The organism is Ureibacillus sp. GCM10028918 (genome assembly GCF_042666115.1).
GTDB lineage: Bacteria > Bacillota > Bacilli > Bacillales_A > Planococcaceae > Ureibacillus.
The window spans coordinates 14,218-37,056 of sequence record NZ_JBHTFK010000013.1; the positions used below are offsets into that span (position 1 = coordinate 14,218).

Annotated in this window: 15 protein-coding genes and 1 riboswitch; of the genes, 14 read left to right on the forward strand and 1 reads right to left on the reverse strand. The window is 36.8% G+C overall.

Annotation, left to right across the window (positions count from 1 at the left end; all coding sequences use genetic code 11):
• Positions 1–133 precede the first annotated feature (133 nt).
• From ACFQU5_RS12375 to ACFQU5_RS12430, 12 genes are all read left to right on the forward strand, one after another.
• Entirely contained in the window at positions 134–2,203 is a 2,070-nt protein-coding gene (locus tag ACFQU5_RS12375) for a bifunctional aldolase/short-chain dehydrogenase (RefSeq protein ID WP_390288175.1), read from the forward strand.
• 110 nt (positions 2,204–2,313) lie between these two features.
• Positions 2,314–3,726, forward strand: coding sequence for a rhamnulokinase (rhaB, locus tag ACFQU5_RS12380; RefSeq protein WP_390288177.1), 1,413 nt, complete (start codon positions 2,314–2,316; stop codon positions 3,724–3,726).
• Positions 3,727–3,804: 78 nt separating this feature from the next.
• Entirely contained in the window at positions 3,805–5,061 is a 1,257-nt protein-coding gene (gene rhaA / locus ACFQU5_RS12385) for an L-rhamnose isomerase (RefSeq protein WP_390288179.1), read from the forward strand.
• A 158-nt stretch (positions 5,062–5,219) separates the two neighbouring features.
• Positions 5,220–5,978, forward strand: a complete 759-nt coding sequence (locus ACFQU5_RS12390; RefSeq protein ID WP_390288181.1) for a DeoR/GlpR family DNA-binding transcription regulator — start codon at positions 5,220–5,222, stop codon at positions 5,976–5,978.
• Positions 5,979–6,005: 27 nt separating this feature from the next.
• Positions 6,006–6,761 (forward strand): (Fe-S)-binding protein, encoded by a 756-nt coding sequence (locus ACFQU5_RS12395; RefSeq protein WP_390288183.1) that lies wholly within the window; start codon positions 6,006–6,008, stop codon positions 6,759–6,761.
• The gene (locus ACFQU5_RS12400; protein WP_390288185.1) at positions 6,742–8,169 is read left to right on the forward strand and encodes a LutB/LldF family L-lactate oxidation iron-sulfur protein; all 1,428 of its coding nucleotides are present in this window, start codon (positions 6,742–6,744) and stop codon (positions 8,167–8,169) included. Before ACFQU5_RS12395 ends, ACFQU5_RS12400 begins: the two co-directional genes overlap by 20 nt.
• Complete coding sequence (locus ACFQU5_RS12405) at positions 8,169–8,888, forward strand: LutC/YkgG family protein (protein ID WP_390288187.1); 720 nt, start codon at positions 8,169–8,171, stop codon at positions 8,886–8,888. Before ACFQU5_RS12400 ends, ACFQU5_RS12405 begins: the two co-directional genes overlap by 1 nt.
• Before the next feature lie 38 nt (positions 8,889–8,926).
• Positions 8,927–9,205, forward strand: coding sequence for a phosphocarrier protein HPr (locus tag ACFQU5_RS12410; RefSeq protein ID WP_390288189.1), 279 nt, complete (start codon positions 8,927–8,929; stop codon positions 9,203–9,205).
• A gap of 1,009 nt (positions 9,206–10,214) precedes the next feature.
• Positions 10,215–11,273: an LLM class flavin-dependent oxidoreductase gene (locus ACFQU5_RS12415; protein WP_390288191.1), complete on the forward strand. Its 1,059-nt coding sequence runs from the start codon at positions 10,215–10,217 to the stop codon at positions 11,271–11,273.
• Between the two features lie 158 nt (positions 11,274–11,431).
• Positions 11,432–12,025, forward strand: a complete 594-nt coding sequence (locus ACFQU5_RS12420) for a nitroreductase family protein (RefSeq protein ID WP_390288193.1) — start codon at positions 11,432–11,434, stop codon at positions 12,023–12,025.
• A 291-nt stretch (positions 12,026–12,316) separates the two neighbouring features.
• Complete coding sequence (locus tag ACFQU5_RS12425; protein WP_390288195.1) at positions 12,317–15,526, forward strand: DEAD/DEAH box helicase; 3,210 nt, start codon at positions 12,317–12,319, stop codon at positions 15,524–15,526.
• Between the two features lie 450 nt (positions 15,527–15,976).
• On the forward strand, positions 15,977–17,662 hold the full coding sequence (locus tag ACFQU5_RS12430) for a methyl-accepting chemotaxis protein (RefSeq protein WP_390288197.1): 1,686 nt from the start codon (positions 15,977–15,979) through the stop codon (positions 17,660–17,662).
• 286 nt (positions 17,663–17,948) lie between these two features.
• Here the strand turns inward: ACFQU5_RS12430 and ACFQU5_RS12435 are convergent, their stop codons facing one another.
• Positions 17,949–19,523 carry a sensor domain-containing diguanylate cyclase gene (locus ACFQU5_RS12435; RefSeq protein ID WP_390288199.1) on the reverse strand — a complete coding sequence of 525 codons (1,575 nt, stop codon included), beginning with the start codon at positions 19,521–19,523 and terminating at the stop codon, positions 17,949–17,951.
• 302 nt (positions 19,524–19,825) lie between these two features.
• A riboswitch (cyclic di-GMP riboswitch) is annotated at positions 19,826–19,907 on the forward strand.
• A 69-nt stretch (positions 19,908–19,976) separates the two neighbouring features.
• Between ACFQU5_RS12435 and ACFQU5_RS12440 the strand changes: the two genes are divergently transcribed.
• Together ACFQU5_RS12440 and ACFQU5_RS12445 are read left to right on the forward strand one after the other, a co-directional pair.
• Positions 19,977–21,374: a DUF5667 domain-containing protein gene (locus tag ACFQU5_RS12440; protein ID WP_390288201.1), complete on the forward strand. Its 1,398-nt coding sequence runs from the start codon at positions 19,977–19,979 to the stop codon at positions 21,372–21,374.
• A gap of 291 nt (positions 21,375–21,665) precedes the next feature.
• Positions 21,666–22,805: a SpoIIE family protein phosphatase gene (locus ACFQU5_RS12445; RefSeq protein WP_390288203.1), complete on the forward strand. Its 1,140-nt coding sequence runs from the start codon at positions 21,666–21,668 to the stop codon at positions 22,803–22,805.
• The last annotated feature ends 34 nt before the right edge of the window (positions 22,806–22,839 follow it).

The window sequence follows — 22,839 nt, forward strand, 5'->3', positions numbered from 1 at the left end:
AGATATTATATGACATAAAACAAACAGAAATAAAACAAAAAAATATAAAACAAAACATTTTACTGTATATACAAAAATAAACAAAGATGATATTCTGAAAACAGAAGTAAATAAAAGTAAAATGGAGGTAAATATGGTAATGAATCTATGGGATATCGAAAAAGCAAATACATTAACTGCAGGTCTTGGTGAACTTGTTTATCGTTCTAATTTAATAGGGGCGAATCGTGCTGTTTGTAACTGGGGTGGCGGAAATACATCGATGAAAACAGTTGAAAAAGACTTTCGTGGCCGTGATATAGAAGTGATGTGGGTAAAAGGAAGCGGCTCGGATCTTGCGACAATGACGTCGGGAAATTTCACCGGTTTAAATCTTGAAGATATCCTTCCTCTTATCGAACGTGATGAAATGCCAGATGAAGAGATGGTAGAATACTTATCTCATTGCATGATTAATAGCAAACATCCACGTGCTTCCATCGAAACATTGCTTCATGCATTCTTGCCATTTAAACATGTTGATCATACTCACCCAGACGCAATTATCAGTATTTGTTGTGCAGACAACGGAAAGGAAATAGCAAGAGAAATTTTCGGGGATCGTTTTGTATGGGTACCTTACGTTCGCCCAGGGTTTACTCTATCCAAGATGATAGCTGAAGGTGTACGGAACAACCCTCAAGCTGATCTAGTTTTAATGGAAAAGCATGGCTTGGTTGTCTGGGGAGAAACAGCAAAAGAAAGTTACGATAAAACGATCTCTGTTATTAATGAAGCTGAAGAATATATCAATGCTCGTATTGATGAAAATGCGACTTTCGGTGGGAAGAAATATGACTCTTTAAATGAAGCAGATCAAAAAAGCATTTTAGCTAAAGTATTGCCTGTTATTCGTGGGGCAGTTAGTGATGAAAAGAAGATGCTGTTAGCCTATGACAATGCTGACGATGTACTAGAGTTTGTGAATAGCAATGACGCAGCTGAACTTTCTCAAGTCGGTGCTGCTTGCCCAGATCACTTGGTACACACGAAGATGAAGCCTTTATACATCGATTGGGATCCTTCTACAAAAGATGTTGATCAGTTGGTCGAAGCCATCAAGAGAGACGTTGAGAGCTTTAAAGAAGATTATAGAGCATACTTCCAAAGGAACAAAAATGAAGGGGATGTGATGTTCGAACCTGCTCCGCGCGTCATTTTGATTCCAGGAATCGGTATGGTCAACTCGGGTAAAAATACCGCCATGGCCAAAGTAAGTGGTGCTCTCTATCACCGTGCGATTGCAGTTATGAAGGGATCGACAGCTCTTGGACGATTTGTTTCATTAAGTGAAAATGAATCTTACAATATTGAGTACTGGCCACTTGAGCTTTATAAACTATCATTGGCACCAGCTGAAGCGGAGTTTTCTAGAAAGGTGGCATTTGTGACAGGTGGAGCAGGTGGTATAGGAAGCGAGACTTGCCGTCAATTTGTTGCAGAAGGTGCACATGTCGTTCTAGCTGACCTGAACCTTGAAGGTGCTGAAAAAGTAGCTGCAGAAATCAACGAGCAGTACGGTGAGGATCGGGCAATTGCTCTGAAAATGGATGTAACAAGTGAGGAGCAAGTGCAGGCTGCGTTTGAACAAACCGCTTTAACCTACGGTGGGGTGGATATTATCGTCAACAACGCAGGACTAGCAACGTCAAGTCCATTCGATGAAACGACTTTAAAAGAATGGAACTTGAATATGAATGTACTTGGAACAGGCTATTTCCTAGTTGCGCGTGAAGCGTTTAAGCTAATGAAGAATCAAGCAATCGGTGGAAGTATGGTCTTTATTGGATCTAAGAACTCACTATATGCTGGTAAAAATGCAGCTGCTTATAGCTCTGTAAAAGCGCTAGAAACACACTTAGCTAGATGTATAGCGGCTGAAGGTGGAGAATACGGTATCCGAGTAAACTCAGTTCTTCCTGATGCTGTTCTTCAAGGCTCTGCTATATGGGGATCTAGGTGGCGTGAAGAACGTGCAGCTGCTTATGGAATTGAACCAGACCAATTAGAAGAGCATTATCGTAAACGAACAACGCTATTGGTAAATATATATCCTAAAGATATTGCGGAGTCTATTTTATTCTTTTCTTCTTCAAAAGCCGAGAAGACAACAGGCTGTATGATTACAGTTGATGGTGGGGTTCCTGCAGCTTTCACCCGTTAACTTTTTGCAATAGTTAAACTCCTGACCCTTATTAAACAGCTTAATAATATAGGGGTCAGATAATTAATTTAGTTAGTGAGAAGTGCTTACGTTGTTTTAGGAGGTTCTAAATGGAAAAGAATTGTCTAGCTGTTGATATAGGAGCTTCAAGTGGCAGACTCATTCTGGGAAATCTTAAAGAGGGCAAATTAAACTTAGAAGAGATACATCGCTTTGAAAACTGCATCATTGAGAAGAATGGTCACTTTTGCTGGGACATAGATGCTTTATTTAATGAAATTAAAGTCGGCATTAAAAAGTGTTATAACAGGGGAATTGAACCTGTTAGCATCGGAATTGACACGTGGGCAGTTGATTTTGTTTTACTCGATGAGAACGATCTACTATTAACTGATGCAGTTGCTTATCGTGACCCTCGTACAGATGGAATAATGGAAGAAGTAGCTGAACTCTTCTTGAAGGAACGTTTATATCTAGAAACCGGAATTCAATTTCAAAAATTTAATACAATTTACCAGCTATATGCATTAAAGAAGCAAAATCCGGAAGTATTAAAAAAAGCAAAGACGTTTCTGATGATTCCTGATTATCTACATTATTTATTAACAGGTAAGAAAGCAAACGAATATACAAATGCAACATCAACCCAATTAATTAATGCATTTACAAAAAAATGGGATAAAGATATTATCTGTAAGTTGGGGTTGAACATGGAAATCTTCCAAGAAATAAAGATGCCTAAACAAACTTTGGGAAATTTAAGAGAAGAGCTTGTAAAGGAACTCGGATTTGATATGGAAGTTATTTTGCCAGCAACACATGATACAGGTTCGGCTGTATTATCTGTACCTGAATTAGAAGATACCATCTATATCAGTTCAGGAACGTGGTCTTTGATCGGTGTAGAAAATCACTTTCCGATTTGTGTGACGAAAGCTTTAGATTACAATTTCACAAATGAAGGTGGAATGGATTATCAATTTCGTTTTCTGAAAAATATCATGGGACTTTGGATGCTTCAAGAGGTGAGACGAAATTACAATAATAAGTATTCTTTTGCCCAACTAGCAGATCTGTCGCGGGACTTCCCTCAGTTTATGTCGACTGTAAATGTAGATGATCAACGTTTTTTGAAACCGGATAATATGATTGAAGAAATTCAAAAGTATTGCTTGGAGACAAATCAAATTATACCTAAGCACCCTGGAGAAATTGCAAAATGTGTATTTCATAGTCTTGCAAATAGTTATAAAAAGGCAGTCTCTGAAATAGAAGATATTTTTGAAAAAGAATTTAGCAAAATCAATGTTATTGGTGGTGGTTCCCAAAACGAATTACTAAATCAATTAATTTCGGATATAACGAAAAAAGAAGTGTATGCAGGTCCAGTGGAAGCAACAGCTATTGGAAATCTGGTTGCACAGTTTATTGCATTAGATGAAATTGAAGATATCAAGAGTGCCCGGAACATTATCAAGCAGTCTTTTGAAGTCAAAAAGTATGTCTATAATTCTAGTGATTGATTCCTAATTTAGATTTCTAGAAGTAATATTCCATAAGGGTTCTGAAAATTGAAATAAATGATTTGAGGAGGCAAAGCTATGAGTTTAAAAAGTCAATTTGATCTAGCAAAGAATGAATATGAGCAATGGGGCATTAATGTAGAGGCTGTCCTTGAAAAATTGAAGAATATCCCAATCTCTATACATTGTTGGCAAGGTGATGATATTGGAGGATTTGAGGTTAATAAAGCCGAATTATCAGGTGGAATAGATGTTACTGGCAACTATCCCGGCAAAGCTGCAACACCAGAGGAATTGCGTATGGATCTCGAGAAAACGCTTTCTCTTATCCCCGGAAAACATCGTATAAATCTGCACGCACTTTATGCTGAAACTGATGGTGAGGTAGTAGATAGAGATAAGTTAGAGCCAAAACATTTTATGAAGTGGGTAAACTGGGCAAAGGAACAAGGACTTGGCCTAGATTTCAATCCAACGGTTTTCTCACACGAGAAAGCTGCGGATGGGTTAACTTTAAGCCATCCAGATCCAGAAATCCGTAAGTTTTGGATTGACCACTGTATTGCTAGTAGAAAAATTGGTGAATACTTTGGAAAAGAATTAGGAACACCATGCTTAACAAATATTTGGATTCCAGATGGCTATAAAGATGTTCCAAGTGATCGACTGACACCCAGAAAACGATTAAAGGAGTCTCTCGATGAAATTTTTGCAGTAGAAGTCGATGATACTTACAATATCGATTCAGTAGAAAGCAAGCTCTTTGGTATTGGTTCAGAGTCATATGTCGTTGGCTCCCACGAATTTTACTTGAGCTATGCACTAAAAAATAACAAGCTTTGCTTACTTGATACGGGACATTTTCATCCAACAGAGACGGTTTCAAATAAAATTTCCTCTATGCTATTGTTTAATGAAAAATTGGCTCTTCATGTATCGAGACCTGTTCGTTGGGACAGCGATCATGTCGTTACTTTTGACGAGGAACTAAAGGAGATTGCTTTAGAGATTGTTCGGAATGATGCGATTGATAAAGTAATGATTGGTCTTGATTTTTTTGATGCAAGTATAAACCGTATTGCAGCATGGACAATTGGTACACGTAACATGGTGAAAGCATTACTTTATGCAATGTTGATGCCGAATGAGCAGTTGAAAGAGCTACAGGAGAACGGAGATTATACTAGGAGACTTGCTCTACTTGAAGAGTTTAAGACATATCCCTTTGGAGCAATTTGGAATTATTACTGTGAACAAATGAATGTACCTGTAAAGGAACATTGGTTGGCAGATGTTGCCAAATATGAAAAAACGGTTTTATCTCATCGGAAATAAATCAGGCCAAAAGAAGAACAGGGACTGACTGAATTTACTTCCTATTATTGTATTTGATGCTACATTTATTTGTCAGGTAATGTTAATATTTACAGACAAACAAACATAAACAAAAATATGAAAATAGTTAATAGATAAAGATTATCAGAGGTGACAAAATGCTTGTAGCAGAAAGACACGAAAAAATTACGGCACTAGTGAATGAAAAAGGAAGCATTCGGGTTTCCGAATTAAGCCAAATCTTTAAAGTAACAGAAGAGACGATTCGTCGTGATTTAGAAAAATTGGAGAATGATGGGAAACTCCAAAGGAGCCATGGCGGTGCTGTAAGTATAAAGGAACATGATTTTGAGACTCCATACTTCGAAAGAGAAATTAGAAATGTTAAGGAAAAAATGACAGTAGCAGAGGAAGCAATTAAATATGTATCAACAAATGATCGTATAATTTTGGATGCTAGCACTACTGCCTGGTATATGGCGAAAAAACTGCCGGATATCCCTTTAACTGTATTAACTAACTCGATGAAAGTAGCGATGGAGTTAGTTAATAGAGAAAAAATTTCCGTAATTACTGTAGGTGGCTCCCTCCTCCACAAATCATTATCATTTGTCGGTCCACAAACAAATAAAGCCTTGGAATATTATCATGTTAATAAAGCATTTATTTCATGCCAAGGGATTCATGTAGAGCGGGGCATTAGTGATTCGAATGAGATGCAGGCTCAGGTCAAAAAGAAGATGATTGAAATATCGGATGAAGTGTACTTGCTGGCAGATTATACAAAATTCGGGGTACAGGCTTTTTCGCGTGTAGCTACTATGGATGCAATTCATTTTGTTATTACGGACTCAAAAACAAATCAGGAACAAATTCAACAGTTTATAGATTTGCCAATAAAGGTTATTCGATCATAGTGCATTAATTTTAAAATGGGGGATGTTATGAAAGTTTCTTTATTTATTACATGCTTGGCTGATGTATTTTATCCGGGTGTTGGAAAAGACGTTGTTGAGATTCTTGAACGGAATGGTTGCGAAGTGAGTTTCCCGGAGAATCAGACTTGCTGCGGGCAGCCGGCTTACAACAGTGGTTATCACAAAGAAACGAAAAACGTTGCAAAACATATGATCAAAACGTTTGAATCAGCTGATTATGTCGTTACCCCTTCAGGTTCATGCGGTGCAATGATTCATGAATATGTGCATTTGTTCGAGAATGATAGAGAATGGCAGAAAAAAGCACAGGCTTTAGCAGGAAAGACATTTGAGTTTACCCAATTTCTAGTAGATGTTTTAAAGGTTGAGAATTTAGGAGCAGCATTTCCTAAAAAAGCAACGTTTCACACATCTTGTCATATGACACGTTTATTAGGAGTAAAAGAAGCACCTATTAAACTATTGGAAAATGTAGAAGGTTTAGAGTTTGAAAGTCTTCCAGGTAAAGAAACCTGTTGTGGTTTCGGTGGAACTTTTTCGGTCAAGATGGTACCAATTTCAGAACAAATGGTAAATGAAAAAATTGAACATATTGAGGAGACGCAGGCAGAGGTGTTAATTGGCGCTGATTGTGGGTGTCTAATGAATATTGGCGGGCGAATTGAACGGCAAGGAAAACCAATCAAAGTGATGCATATCGCACAAGTATTAAATAGTAAAGAATCCAAGGGGGTGACGCAAAATGGCAATGAAAATAGGTGATGATAAGTTTTTTGGCCGTGTGGAAAAAGGGTTGAAAAATGACTTTATGAGACAAGCGGTCAGCTCTGCTCAAGAAAGGTTAAGAGGTCGTAAGCTAGTTGCTCAAGAAGAACTTGGTAATTGGGAGGAGTGGCGAAATTTATCTGAAGAAATTCGTCAACATACTTTAGAAAACCTAGATTACTATCTAGAGCAGTTTGCAGAAAACGTTACTAAACGAGGGGGACATGTCTTCTTTGCAAAAACTGCAGAAGAAGCTAACGAATACGTTGCAAAGATTGTGCAAAAAAAGGAAGCAAAAAAGATCATAAAAGCGAAGTCTATGGTAACAGAAGAGATTAGCTTGAACGAAAACCTTGAAGGACTTGGCTGTGAAGTTATTGAATCGGACTTAGGGGAGTATATTCTACAATTAGATGATCACGACCCACCTTCCCATATTGTTGCTCCTGCCTTACACAAAAACAAAGAACAAATTCGCGACACATTTCAAGAAAAGCGGGGGTATACTAAGTCCTCAAAACCTGAAGAACTCGCATTATTTGCAAGAGAGCAATTACGGGAGGAATTTTTAAGTGCCGATATTGGCATTACTGGCTGTAATTTTGCCATAGCTGAATCAGGAGCCATCTCTCTTGTGACGAATGAAGGAAATGCAGGACTTGCAACGACTCTCCCGAAGACGCAGATTACATTTATGGGGATGGAGAGAATTGTACCCACTTGGGAAGAGCTTGATATATTAGTAGGTATGCTTTGCCGAAGTGCAGTCGGCCAAAAATTGACTAGCTATATAACTGGCTTAACAGGTCCAAAGGAAGAAGGGGATGTGGATGGACCTGAAGAATTTCATGTTGTAATTATAGATAACGGGCGCTCCAATATTTTAGGAACGGAATTTCAATCTGTTCTCCAATGTATCCGTTGTGCTGCCTGTATTAATGTGTGTCCGATCTATCGCCATGTTGGTGGTCATTCGTATGGTTCGATCTATCCAGGGCCAATCGGTGCGGTACTTTCACCGCTACTTGGTGGATACGATGATTATAAGGAGCTGCCATATGCGTCTAGCCTATGTGGAGCGTGTACAGAAGCATGTCCTGTTAAAATTCCTTTGCATGATTTACTGATTAAGCATCGTCGAAATATTGTTGAGGAACAAGGGAAAGCGGGATTTGGCGAGAAACTTGCAATGAAAGGCTTTTCTATTGCTGCTAGCTCACCCAAGTTATACAGCATGGGATCAAAGGCTGCACCTACAATGATGAGTCCTCTAGTTACGGAAGGTAAGGTCAAAAAGGGACCAGGTCCAATCAAGCCATGGACCGATATCCGTGATTTTCCAGAACCTAGCAAACAAAGTTTCAGGGAATGGTATAAACAACGGCAGAAGGGCGGAGACAGCTAATGGCGACTGGAAGCATTCAAAATAAAGAGAGTTTTTTAAATCAAGTTGCAAAAAATTTGGGTAGAGAGCGAAGAACAGAACCTGTAACCCGCCCCATCTGGAAGCATCAACCCCAACATGAAGTGTTTAAAGGGTTTAGCCAAGATCAATTAGTCGATATTTTAAAAGAACAATGTACGAGAATTCATACATCAGTAGAAGAGGTCACATCCAGCTCGTTAAATGAAGCATTGGAAAAGGTGATCGGACTACTGGGTGGAACATCCGTAATAAGTTCTGATGACCCACGCTTTGAAGAATACGGAATTAATAACTATTTACAACAAGCAGCCTCAAAAGGGATTGATGTTCATACATGGGATTCAAGTTATGGAACCGATAATATTCACAAAGCTGAGAAAGCAGATATCGGCATTACATTTTCTGATATAACTTTAGCAGAATCAGGAACTGTTGTTTTGTTTAGCGATAAAGGGAAAGGGCGTTCTGTAAGTCTGCTTCCAACTAATTATATAGCAATCATACCGAAAAGTACGATCGTACCGCGGATGACACAGGCTACGACCTTTATTCACAAAATGCAGCAAGAACAAGGAAAAGTTCCCTCCTGTATAAATTTCATATCTGGCCCAAGCAATAGTGCTGACATTGAAATGAACCTGGTAGTTGGTGTCCATGGACCGGTAAGAGCACACTATTTAATTGTTGAAGATAGATAATTTTTATTAAATGCATTATCTGTAGAAAGGGTGAATCTATGGTGAAGAAAACGTTCATTATCACTTCGGAATTAGGTGTGCAGGCTCGACCGGCTGCCCAACTAGTTAATTTAGCAAGCCAGTTTTCAGCCAATATCTCAATAGAATATAAGGGGAAAAATGTTAATCTTAAATCCATTATGGGTGTAATGTCCCTAGCTGTTGTTGAAGGGTCCGAAATTACAATTACAGCTGAGGGCAAGGATGAACAAGAGGCTTTACAACAAATCGAAGTTCTCATAGAGGAAGAAATAGGCGGGGCATTACTAGGGAATTAAACATTGGCAGAAAGTGAGTCCAGCTAGCCAATTATAAGATTATCTTCCTTAGTGAATCGATTGTTGGAACAATTATTCCTTCTAATCATATTATTGAAGCTTAAATTACCAAGGATAATCAAAATCCTGGTTTTTTTTATACAAAAATATATTGGCAATAGTTTAGAAACATCGTAGATAAAAACCTATCTGCTTATCAAAGAATAATTCCCCTCGTTCCGGTTAATCTAAGATTGGCTATAGTTGTGATGCTTGTTGTGGAAAATTCTTTTAAGGATTAGGACATTGAGTATTACATCAGCAGTTGTATAGTAGCCAAAAAAACAATACTTATACTGGAGGGGAAATTATGGTTAAAAATTCACGTCCTGATAGTAAGAGAAAGATCAAAGAGCAGCCGAAAGTACCGGATGAACAAAGACGAAATAAAGGTTCATCAACTGCTCGCCATAAAAATTAAACCTTCATATAAGTAATGAGACAGGGTTATTGCACCCTGTCTCAAAATTTATGCCTCACAAGAGTTTTATCCTTCAAATCTCTTCAACTTAACCTTTATAGCCATATATATTGATGCAAAATATTTATACTATCGTGACTTTATCCTTTAATATTTTGGCACCGCTCATTGTAATGACTGTTATTAATGGGATAGAGCTTCCTTTTATTGAAATATAATAATGATTTAATATGAGATGTCAGGAGTTCTCTTTTAGTTGAGGACTCCTTTTGGTTTGTTTAAATAAAATTCATCAAAATCCCTCACCAATCAAATGGATTGCGATAAGAAAATCCCTATTTTATCATTTAACTACAATTTATATGAAAAGGGTTAAAAAGAGAAGTTTACTTTTCATTTGGAGCTTGATTAGTATGTAATGATTAAACAAGTATTCGTATTATTTTCTAATACCATCTTAAAATACTAGAATAAATGATTTTACTCATACCATCTTGGGAAATTAATACTTAACGCGCGGAAAAAATTATATAAAGGTTGGTTTATCATATGGAAAAATATCGAATTGATACAAGCAAAGGTCTTGAATTTGGACTTTTTACATTAGGCGATCATATCCCGGATCCGCATACTAGTGAGCGGATTTCTGCCCAGCAACGAGTAAATGAAATCGTGGAATTGGCAAAGCTTGCAGATCAAGCGGGTCTTGACTTTTTTGGAGTCGGGGAAAGTCATCAAGAGTATTTTACTAAACAGGCACATACAGTCATTTTATCAGCTATTGCTCAAGCTACAGAAAACATTAAAATAGGAAGCAGCTCAACAATCATTAGTACGTCAGATCCTGTTCGCGTATATGAGGACTTTGCAACTATCGACATTATCTCGGATGGACGTGCGGAAATTATTGCCGGACGTGCATCGCGTGTGGGACTTTATAAGCTATTAGGCTATAGTCTCCGTGATTATGAGGCATTATTTGAGGAAAGATTCGATTTGTTGCGAAAGATTAATGAAGAAGAAGTAGTGAATTGGAGCGGCGAATACCGTGAACCGTTAAGAAATGCGAAAGTTTTGCCTAGACCTAAACATGGATTTCTTCCAATTTGGCGAGCTGTTGGTGGCACACCTGCAAGTGCGATGAAAGCTGGTTATGCAGGGGTTCCGATGGTGCTTGCCACATTAGGCGGCCCAGTAAGTACTTTTAAAAATACAATTGGTGCTTATAGGGAAGCAGCAGAGCGTAGCGGTTTTGATTCAGCAGCATTACCTGTAGGAACAACAGGATTTTTCTTTGCGGCAAAAACTACACAAGAAGCAATGCGAGAGATGTACCCATATATTAATGAAGGCATGAAGCTTACAAACGGGCAAGGCTTCCCGAAACAAGCATTTGCCCACGGAGCTGACAAACGTAGTGTTATCAATGTCGGTAGTCCACAAGAAATCATTGAAAAAATTCTGTATCAGCATGAACTATATGGTCATCAACGTTATCTAGCTCAAATGGATTTTGGTGGAATGCCGTTTGATCGACTGATGAAGAATGTTGAGATTATAGGAAATGAAATATTACCAGCTATTCGAAAATATACTGCTAAAAAGTAGGAGGCAATCAGCTGATGTATTCTTCAGAATTGAGCGTCTAGTGGAAGATGCGATTTTGCTAACAGAGACCTACAAGAAAATAAGGAAAAAAGAGAAGCGAAGTATGATTTTTAAGCTTTTTTAGTCCCGAATTTTTAATTCAATGGAGGGGTATGAAAATGAATATATTTGAAGCTATTAAATCTAGAAGAAGTATTGGATTCGTTTCAGATGAACCCGTTTCAAAAGAATTAATTGATAGTATTCTAGAGGCAGGAACTTGGGCCCCAAGTCATTATCGAACAGAGCCATGGAAGTTTTTTGTCTTAACAGGTGATAGCCGAATTCGGTTAGGGAAAACACTTGCTAAAATTGAAGAGCAACAAATGGAAGATCCCGAAAGCGAATCAAACCAAAAGAAATTAATTAAAATTCAGGAAAAACCGTTTCGAGCACCTTTAATCATTGCAGTTGCAGTGGAGCCAAGCGAAAATCCTAGAGTGTTACTTCAAGAAGAACATGGGGCAGTATATGCAGCAATTCAAAATATGCTGCTAGCAGCACATGGATTAGGGTTGGCAGGATATTGGAGAACGGGTAAATCAGCTTATCATCCTGAAATGAAGAAATTATTCAATCTTACTGATAATGGAGAAATTTTGGGCTTTCTATATTTTGGTCATCCTAAAAGAGCTGTACCGGAAGGAAAAAGAAAACATCTTGATGAAGTAACTACATGGTTAGCAAGCGAAAGTGATTTTGATGATTTATAGTTTATACTCCATTGGTATCAATAAGGCACAAATGCTGATAATTCAACATTTGTGCTTTTTGTTCCACATAGTTGATTTTTTTAACTAGTTTTTAAGGTAATTTACTTTCACTTTTTTGTACTATAATAAAATCAAGGTATGGTAATGATTATATACTCAATCTAACCTTCATCCCAATTCTCGAACACAATCCGATTCCGTGATAAAATGAAAGTTAGAAAACAAATTGAACGTAAAACGAAAAAAGTTAAATCTCAATCCTCATGACTAAAGATAAAGGAGCTGCCAAACATGGATATCAAATTAAATATAAAAACTATCAAAGACATGTGTGGGATGGTCTCCTTTAAGAGAGGAGACTCTTTTTATCGTGCGGGTAAAGTATCGCTCCACAAGCATACTTCACAAACATGTGAAGCAATTGTTAAGGGCACTGAAGAATTCCATGTCACAATTCAGCGTTTAAAAAATGGCGAATTTCAATCTTCTTGCAGCTGCCCATCTTTACCGAATTTCAAGCACAGTTGCCAACATACGGCAGCGGTGCTCATTGCATTATATGAATTAAATAAACAAGGGATTTCTTATAACAATGTACATAATGATCAAACTCAAGAACGCGGACTAACTGATGACTTTTTGACATTATTTACGGAAAAAGCCGCTCGGAAAAGTGGTCATCAGCTCCATTTCGAGAAAAGAGATGTAGTAGATGCTCGTTTTAATGTTAAACCAATTCAGATCCATAAAGATGAATATTTGTTCGGCATAAAAGCAGAAATTGCATTTGCAAAGGTACATAATATTCGACAGTTTTTACAGGATATTCGAGAAGGAGATGTCAGTGATATTTCGTCATCAGTTCAATTTGATCCAACCTTACATTGTTTTTCAACTGATGTCGATGCACTGATTCACCAGCTCATTCATGTTGCACAAGATGAAAGAGTTTATCTAGAAGTAAAATCTAATGAGAGCAAATATATAGTTAGTAATGAAATTTTGTTTATTCCACCATCCGCGTGGCCAGGTCTCAAAACATTATTAATAAATGCACCATTTGTAACACTTGAACAGGAGGACTATTCTTATACAAATCTACAATTCCAAGATGGAACACCTCCTATTCAATTTTATCTAGTGGAAGACAGTCAACACTATCAGCTCCATATGAAGGGATTTAGTCAATTAACAATTCTGGATGCCTATAATGTAGTGATTAGTGGAGGGAAAATCTATCAATTAGAAGGTCAGGACTGTGAACGGTTAGTTCAATTAAAGCAAATGCTCGTAACCCCATCGACGAATTCAATACCTATAAATAACGATCAAATTGATTTTTTTATGAAAAAAGTGGTGCCAGGTTTGAAAAGAATCGGCAATTTACAATTATCTAAAGGGGTTACAGAACGATTTTTGAAAACACCCCTTGTTGTTAAAGTTTACTTGGATCGTTTAAGAAATCGTCTACTTGCAGGACTTGAATTCCATTATGAAAATGTGGTAATTCAACCATTGGAAAATAGAGATACTCCTATTGGGCCTATGATTATCAGGGATTTAAGCAAAGAAGAAGAAATCTTAGAGCTAATGGAGGACAGTGGTTTTACGATTACTGAAGGCGGCTATTATATGCAAAACGAGGAATTGGAGTATGAGTTTCTTTATCATACAGTTGCAAAGCTACAAAGCCTTGCACAAGTTTATGCCACTACTGCTGTCCGCATTCGGATTGTAAGGGAAAATGCGTTTCCGAAAATAAGGGTGAAAGTTCCAAAAGAACGAACGGACTGGCTTGAGTTTAAGTTTGAAATGGATGGCATAGCAGATAAGCATATAAAAGAAATATTGAAAGCACTAGAAATTAAGCAAAAATATTACCGTCTTCCTGGTGGGTCATTGCTTTCTCTAGAAACAAGAGAAATGGAAGAGATTCGTCGCTTCCTTTCTGCCGTACCGGCTCAAGAAGATGATTATGAAGCCAGTTTAAATATGCCTATTCTAGAAGGGCTGAAATTTCTTGATTTAATCGATGAAAGTGAAGTGTTTTCCCCCGAAGATTCCTTCCGTCAGTTTGTCGATCAATTAATGCGACCAGCTAGTTTAGAGTTCGACATCCCGAATAGCTTAGATCCTATTCTAAGGGATTATCAAAAGCAAGGCTTCAAATGGATGAAGGCACTTGCGAGCTACGGATTTGGCGGTGTATTGGCGGATGATATGGGCCTTGGGAAAACGCTGCAAAGTATTACCTTTATTGTTTCGGAGCTAGAAAGTATTCGGGATCAAAAGTGTCCAGTTTTAATCGTTTGTCCTTCTTCTTTAACTTATAATTGGCTACATGAAATCATCACATTTGCACCGCAACTACAAGCAATTATTATAGATGGGAAAAAGGGAGAAAGAGAAAAGCTATTACAAGAAGTGCATGAGATGGATGTCATCATCACATCATATCCACTGTTAAGAAGGGACCGCGTGTGGTATGAGAAGCAATCCTTTCATACCATTTTCTTTGACGAGGCGCAAAGTTTTAAAAATCCATATACACAAACAGCACGCACAGTAAAAAAATTAAAGGCGAAAAATCGTTTTGGGTTGTCGGGGACACCTATAGAAAATTCACTTGAAGAGTTATGGTCCATCTATCATGTTGTATTCCCGCAGCTTTTCCAAGGCCTAGAGGAATATAGTCATCTACCTCGTAAGTCAATTGCCCGCCGAGTACGGCCATTCCTGCTCCGCCGTGTAAAATTTGACGTCCTGCCAGAGTTGCCTGAGAAACATGAAGCATTGGAAATTTCTGAATTGCTACCTGAACAAAAAAAGCTTTATACAGCCTTACTGGCAAAACTGCGGCACGATACATTAAAACATCTCGATAAAGCGACTTTCCAAAAGAATCGCATCCGGATTTTAGCGGGTTTGACGAGATTACGCCAAATTTGCTGTCATCCAGCTTTATTTGTTGATGGTTATGAAGGCAGCTCAGCAAAATTTGAACAACTCATGAGAATTTTGGAGGAATCTAAAGCGTCTGGTCGAAGAGTATTGATCTTTTCACAGTTTACGAAAATGCTGCAGCTTATTGGAAAGAAATTGACAATGCTTGGTCAATCCTATTTCTATCTCGACGGACAAACGCCTTCAGAAGAAAGAGTGGAACTTTGTCATCGATTTAATGATGGGGAACAAGAGCTATTTTTAATTTCACTAAAAGCTGGGGGAACTGGTTTGAATTTAACTGGAGCAGATACTGTTATCTTGTACGATCTCTGGTGGAATCCAGCTGTAGAGGATCAAGCAGCCGACCGGGCGTATCGAATGGGGCAGAAAAATGATGTTCAGGTTATTAAAATGGTGGCAAAGGGTACAATCGAAGAGAAGATGAATGTACTCCAAGCGAAAAAGAGAGACCTCATTTCTGAGATTATCGATTCCGATGCGAAAACCTCAACCTCTTTAACGGAAGAAGATATTAGAGAAATATTAATGATCTAAAATTAAATAGACTGTTTTAAAGGTCAGACTATAATCCATGAACCGAAAAAAGGAGGTGTTTCTATACGAAACATCTCTTTTTACTTATGGCAAAGTTTCTCCCGTATTTTCCTTTTTTAGGGTTATGAAAACTCCCGTGAAGGTTTAAAAGCTTTTGAAACATTAATCTTTTTTATATTTAAACTGATAGAAAATGAACCAAGTTGCATCTTACATCCTACTATTTAAATAGTAATTATTACTTAAAGTATAAGTGATTTAATTGCAAATATTTACAACTATTTATGAAATAACATCATATTGAGTTAATAAAAGGAGATAATCTAGGGCTAATTACTTTATTTTAAGTAGATTAATAGATACAATGGAGCAGAAAAGTTGATTGTATACAAAAATAATTATGGGAAGGTATGTATTTTAGTAATAAACTAGTAATTGGAGGAAAATAATATGAGTATTGCAAAAAAAATGCTAGCTTCATTTTCAGCCGTTATTATTTTAATGATAATTATCGGTGGAACTAGTATTTATAGTTTAAACAATTTAAATAATGAATATGAAAATATTATCGAGAAGAATATTAAACAACTTGCTGTCATTAATGATGTTCGACGCTATGTACCCCTGCAACAGTTACAAATGCGCTCATATATACTGGAAGATTCAACAAAACAGTTGGAGTTATTAGAACAGCGTCTGGATGAGGTATCAGGTTTCCTAGATGAGCTTAAAGAAATTAATGCTCATGAGGAATTTAATGTTAAGATTCAATCAGCAATTGAGTATGAAAATCAGTTGATAGAATTAGGAAATGAATTAGTTGCAGCAGTCCAAAATGGTGACACTGCAAGAGGTACAGAGATTGTTTTAGTAGAAGCATACGATGCAAGTACATTACTTGTAAACACAATCGAAGAAATACAAGTAAGAGAATATGAGATTATTAATTCCGTAAAAGATGAGGCAGCTAAACAGGCGAAAAAGGGGACTACGATAATTATTGCAGTTATTTTTATTGCAATTCTCGTAAGTGTTGGTATCGTATTACTTTTAAACCGTATGATTACATACCCGATAAAACGTGTCTCAGAAGCGGCTAAAGTTGTTGCTGAAGGGAATCTATCCAAAGAGGAAATTAAAGTTCATTCAAAAGATGAAATTAAAACATTAGTTGATTCATTTAACGAAATGAAGGCTTCATTACGATCAATCATTCAAAATACAAATCATAATGCGAATTTACTTGCTTCTAGTGCGGAGGAATTATTAGCAAGTACAGATGAAGTAAATAACCTATCTCAGTCTGTTTCTAAAAATATTGAGATTACAGCACAAGCAGTTGAAGAAAATGCTTACTCTTCTAATGAAAGTGCATCTGCTATGGCTGAGACAGCAAGTGGAGTCCAACGCATTGCAGAGTCAACAACATCTTTACAAGAAAAAGCAATCGATACAAAAGCTGTTGCGAAATCCGGTGGACAAACTGTTGATGATGCACAAAATCAGATGCAAGTTATTTACCAATCTTCAGAGCAAGTCACAAAGTTAATCAACAAGCTGACAATTCAAATTAATGAAATAAGTAATATTTCAGCAGTCATTACTGGAATCACAGAGCAAACGAATCTTTTAGCATTAAATGCAGCAATTGAAGCGGCACGTGCCGGAGAGCATGGAAAAGGCTTTGCTGTCGTTGCAGATGAGGTTCGTAAACTAGCTGAGGAATCAAAAGCATCAGCTACTCAAATTGTTAGCCTAACTCAAGAAATTGTCGGAGATGCAAAAACAGTTCAACAAGCTGTTGGCTATAGTTTAGCGAATGCACAAGATGGTGTAGAGCTTATTAAAGAAGCAGGCGCCGCATTTGATCAAATCCATCTGGCCATTAACGAAATCACAGATCAAGTAACGGATATCTCTTCTGTTACAGAAGAGATATCAGCAGCAGCTGAACAAGTTGCTGCATCTGTAAGCCAAGTGTCAACTAATTCCCAGAGCACGGCTGCTATTGCTGCAGAAGTAAGCGGAGCAGTTCAAGAACAAGTAGCGACAATCGAAGAGATCAATAGTGTGTCTAAGGATTTAGGGGGAAAAGCAGTAATACTGCAACAAAGCATTCAGCATTTTAAACTATAAATTATGAAGGGCAGTCACCATACGTGGCTGCTTTTTTACATTGTAAAGAACAAGGGAATATCTATTCTAAATTAACAGGTTTAATGTTAGGATTAATAACTAAAAAAAAGCAATTCCATTTTTTAAAGTGTACCTTTAATCCGAGGTTTTTAACGAGTTTCTTAAACTCCGTCTTCAAGATGTGGGTTTAATAGATTTGCTTATCAAGAAAAATGTAAACTTTGCCAGACAAGGCAACCAACGCAGTATGAGCGCGTTGGTTCCTTATCTGAAGCCGCTCCAGTAACTAATCCTGTCCCCATAACGTAGTTTGATTTCGTCCATTTTCTTTTGATCTGTACAACGCTTTATCAGCAAATAAAAATAAATCATCTAAGGAATCAGAATGGGTAGGGAATTCTGAAACCCCGAGTGAAATGTTTATGGGTTTGCCCACCGGACTTATTGTATTCGCTATTGTAGTTCGAATCTTTTCTGAAAGAGAATAGGCTTCTGAAGAGTTAGTATCCGGTAGTAATAAAATAAATTCTTCTCCACCATAACGGAAAAATCCATCTTTCGTTCTAATTGCTGATCGAACGGTTTGAGCTAAAAACTTTAAAACCTCATCCCCCATTTGATGTCCATAACTATCATTAATCAATTTAAATCGATCGATATCGATTGCAACTAAAGAAAACAACTGTCCCTCACCTGCTAAATAAGATATCACTTTATTAAGTTTTTTTCGATTTGACAAACCTGTAAGGGCATCCGTCATAGCTTCTTCTTTCAATAAGGTGTTATTATTTTCAACCGCCTCAATGGCAATAATCAAGCTTTTCGTTAAAAGATCAGCTTCCCGATTCCAGTGTGAATTAAAAACAGGGGGATGAATTTGCTTGTCTGTACCAAATTGATTCACGACATCCGCTAAGTCAATAAACGGTTTAGCCAGCTTTCTAGCAAAGCTTAAAGAAACTATAAGTAAAATGATAAAAGGTAAAAGAAAGATCAATAGAAGATTTTGTATATGTTTTTGTAACAGTCCATCGACATAGGAAACAGGTGTCTGCTGTACAACTCCCCAACCTATTTCAGAAAGATAGTTATATGCTGCTAGCATTGGCACACCTTCAGAGTTTGTAACACGTTCCATCCCACTTTGTCCCTGTACAAGCTTTGGAATGATTGGATTGTCTATTACACCTTCTCCAATACGATTTGTTTTAGGGTGAAATAATAAAGTACCATTTGGCCCGACTACATAGTAATAAGAACCGTTCTGGTCAATAATATCGTTACCTAGTATTTCATTAAGAACATTTTTTTCTTGTAAGTAAATAGAGCCACCAATAATGCCCTTATAATTTCCTTTATTATCATAATAAGGTTCACTCATCAAAACGAGTATACGGCCTGTAGGTGCCTTATACGGCGCTGTCAGCATTGGCTTTTTTGCATCTACTACATCTTTTGTAACCCCGGTAATATAATTTCCTTTTATACCCACACTGATAGGGGCTATATCTCGAACAAATCCCGTTTCATCAACCCATGCTAAAGAATTGAAGTATCGACTATTATTCCGCAGCAGCTCTAGATGTTCTTGAATCTCTTCATCTGTCATATTAGGATTATTTGAGAGAAATTGTGTGGTTTCTTGTAAACTTATTCTCATAGATTTAAATAAGGAATTTACTGAACTACTTAATTTCTCTGATTTTGATGAGTTAAGAGTTAAATAAGTATCAGTTAAGGATTTCTTTTCAGACTGATAAGATGCGAACAAGAGAATGAAAGTAGTAGATAGCACGGATGCTATTATAAGAAACATTAATAAACTTGTTAGTTTGAATTTTCGATTTGATAGATTCTTCATATAAAATACCAATCCTGATTATGTAAATTAATTTTAGAACAACTTATTAAGTTTAACATAAATGTTATGAGAGTTTGCTTATATTTCAAAAGGAAAATAACGAACCAGTTATAAGAGAATACAAATGAGTTCTCTATTCGGGATTGCCCTTATGTGATGAAAATAAATCTAAACAACATGTAAATCTATATCTACATGTAATGAATTAGATAGTAAAACTATTGGGAAATATTATATATAGTATTTTTGACGCTAATGGACTATATTTAATATAAATGAAGTGAACGATAACTTTGTTCCTCATTTGAAAAAGGCAAATCTATTGAAAGATAGAGACGCAAAGTCACAGATCTAAGGGGTAACTAGGATGGCTGGGCTACCAAATGAAGAATGTGAATCTACTTCAAAAAAGAGTGATTTATTTTCTTCCAAAAATTATTGGAGGGACTTTTAATGTCTAGATTAAATGTGAAAGTAAGAAATGTTTTTACAACAGGTGTAGTAGCCGCAACCTTGGCTATAGGCTCAACTCAAGTATTTGCAAATGAGGAGACTCAAGAGGAAGTACAAGGAGTAGTTCAAGAGGAAGTTACTGAGAAAGAAACAACTGTTTCTATCGAGGAAGAAACTACAACTGATGATGTGGCAACAGATGCTCCAACAATTGAGAATCCTGAAGTTGCATCAGAGGAAACTGCATCTACGACTGAAGAAAATTCCGATGAAGTACAGGAAACTGAAACTACAGTAAATGAACCGGTTGAAGAAGAGACGGTTGTAGAGGAACCGTCATTATTACCAGGAGACTTTTTCTATTTCTTCAAACAGTTTACTGAAAATATTAAGCTAGCACTAACTTTTGATGACCAAAAAGAGGCGGAATTGCTAGTATCTTTAACAGAAGAACGTATAGCTGAAGCAGAGGCATTGTTTGCTGCGGGTGAAGAGGATTTAGCGAAGGAAGCTTTAGAAAAGGCTATAGAACAACAAGTTTTAGCACTAAATCAAGTAGAGGATGTTGAAGCATCAGAAGAAATAGAAACAGAAGTACCGACTGAAGCGACTGAAGAATCAGAGGAAACAGTCCAGGTAGATGGTACAGAAGAAGCTGAGGGAAATGAAGAAGCAGCGACAGAAGAAGATGCAGACCGTGCTGCTCTGATTGCCAAGTTTTCAGCGAATATTTTAGCACTGCAAGCGGTTCTTGAAAAAGTTGGAAATCCAACTGCGAAAGAAGCAATTGCTAAAAATATCGAAAAAGCCCAAGAAAAGCTAGACAAGAAAGTAACGAAAAAGTTAGCTCAATTAGAGAAAAAACAAAAAAAGACTCAAGCGGAAACGATAGGTTCGAATGATGCAACAAATACAGAAATAAATGAAGAAACAAAAAACGATGCTACAGCTGCAACTGCTGCTGAGCAGATTGAAAATGACAATATTGCTGTAGAGGAAGTAACAAACAGTAAAACACTTTCTGTGACACCAGCAGTTATTGATACAAAAGAACAAAAAACTTCAGCTACTCCAGTGAAAAAAGCTGAAGTAAAACAGACTCAAACGCCAGCAACAAAACAAGTAGAAAAAGTGAACAAGAACGTAGAACAAAAGCCTGAGCAAGCTGTGGAACAACAAGAAAAAGCAGCAGAGAAACAATTACAAGCTGTGGAAAAACAAGCCAAAGCGCAGGAAAACAGTGCGCAAAAACAGCAACAGCAAGCAGAAAAACAAGCGGTTAAGCAACAGCAACAAGAGCAAAAACAAGAGCAAAAACAAGAGCAAAAACAAGATGCAAAACAGCAAAACGATCAAAATAAATCCCAGGAAAAAGGAAACAAAGGAAACAAAGAGTAACTTTTAATTAGCTGCAAAGGCATAATAATAGGGATTGTTTTACTAAACCACTTTTCCAATTTTTTTGGCAAAAGTGGTTTTTTTTTATTTATATAGGGTAATAGAATATGAGGAAGAAGATTATCTAACTGATTGAATGTTCAGATAAAAGTAATGTATCTATATTCTTGTATAATAAAAGAAATAAGATTAGTTTACTAGCGATAAAATATATTCAGGTCTGTCTCATTACTCTGAATGGAGGATTTTGAATATTTTATACCAATATAACTAGAATAGGGGAAATAAAAAGTGACAATTCTTCTAGTCGATGATAATAAAGTAAATTTATTTGTCATTGAAAAAATATTAAATAATGTAGGTTATAATGACTGTGTTTCCTTAACTTCTGCACAGGAGCTTTTTGACTATCTACAACTTGATGCTCCAAATTCAATTTCCAAGAATGTAGACTTAATATTGCTTGATATCATGATGCCTGAAATTGATGGAATCGAGGCATGTAGAATTATTAAAGCGAATAATCGTTATAAAGATATCCCGATAATTTTTGTTACAGCGTTAGATGATAAAAATAAATTAGCAGAAGCGCTTGATATGGGTGGCATGGACTATATAACAAAGCCTATTGATAAAGTGGAGCTGCTTGCACGAATTCGAGCAGCGTTACGCTTGAAGGCGGAATTAGATTGGCATACACAACACGAAAAGAAAATCCAATATGAATTAGATCTTGCAACAAATGTTCAAAGGAGTCTGCTTAGTCCACCTTTAAAGGAAAAAAACATACAACTGGAGGTATCCTATTTACCATCATTCAACTTAGCCGGGGACATGTATTATTGGCATAAAATAAGTGAACATCGCTATGCAGTTATCCTATTAGATATGATGGGTCATGGAATTTCCGCTTCACTGCTTTGTATGTTTATCTCCTCTGTATTAAGAGAAGCAATCAAACAAATTGTAGATCCAGTCGATGTGGTAAAGGAGCTTAACCGATATATGGCTCAATTACATAATGAAAAAGAATCCATACCATATTATTTTACCGCGATTTATTTAGTAATAGATACAGAGGCAAAAACAATAGAATATGTAAATGCAGGACATCCACATGGTTATGTATATCTTGATGAAGAACATATTATTCCGTTAAATCAAGGTAGTTGCGCCATTGGATTCTTTGACGAAATCAAAGTAGAAAAACAAATCATTCACTATCAAAAAGAAGCTCAAATTATTTTATTCACGGATGGTTTACTCGAAGCAATCGCACCAGATGAATTTGAAGCGGAAGAACGAATTAAAAATTTAACACAGCAAACATGGAGTGGGTCGGAAATGCTGTTAGATGAACTTCTGCCAAAGGAAAAGCAACAGAACCAACCGGATGATATGTGTCTTGTTCTTTTGAAAGTTCAAGACTAGAGAAAAGAGATTTGGACATAAATAAAAGCTTAAA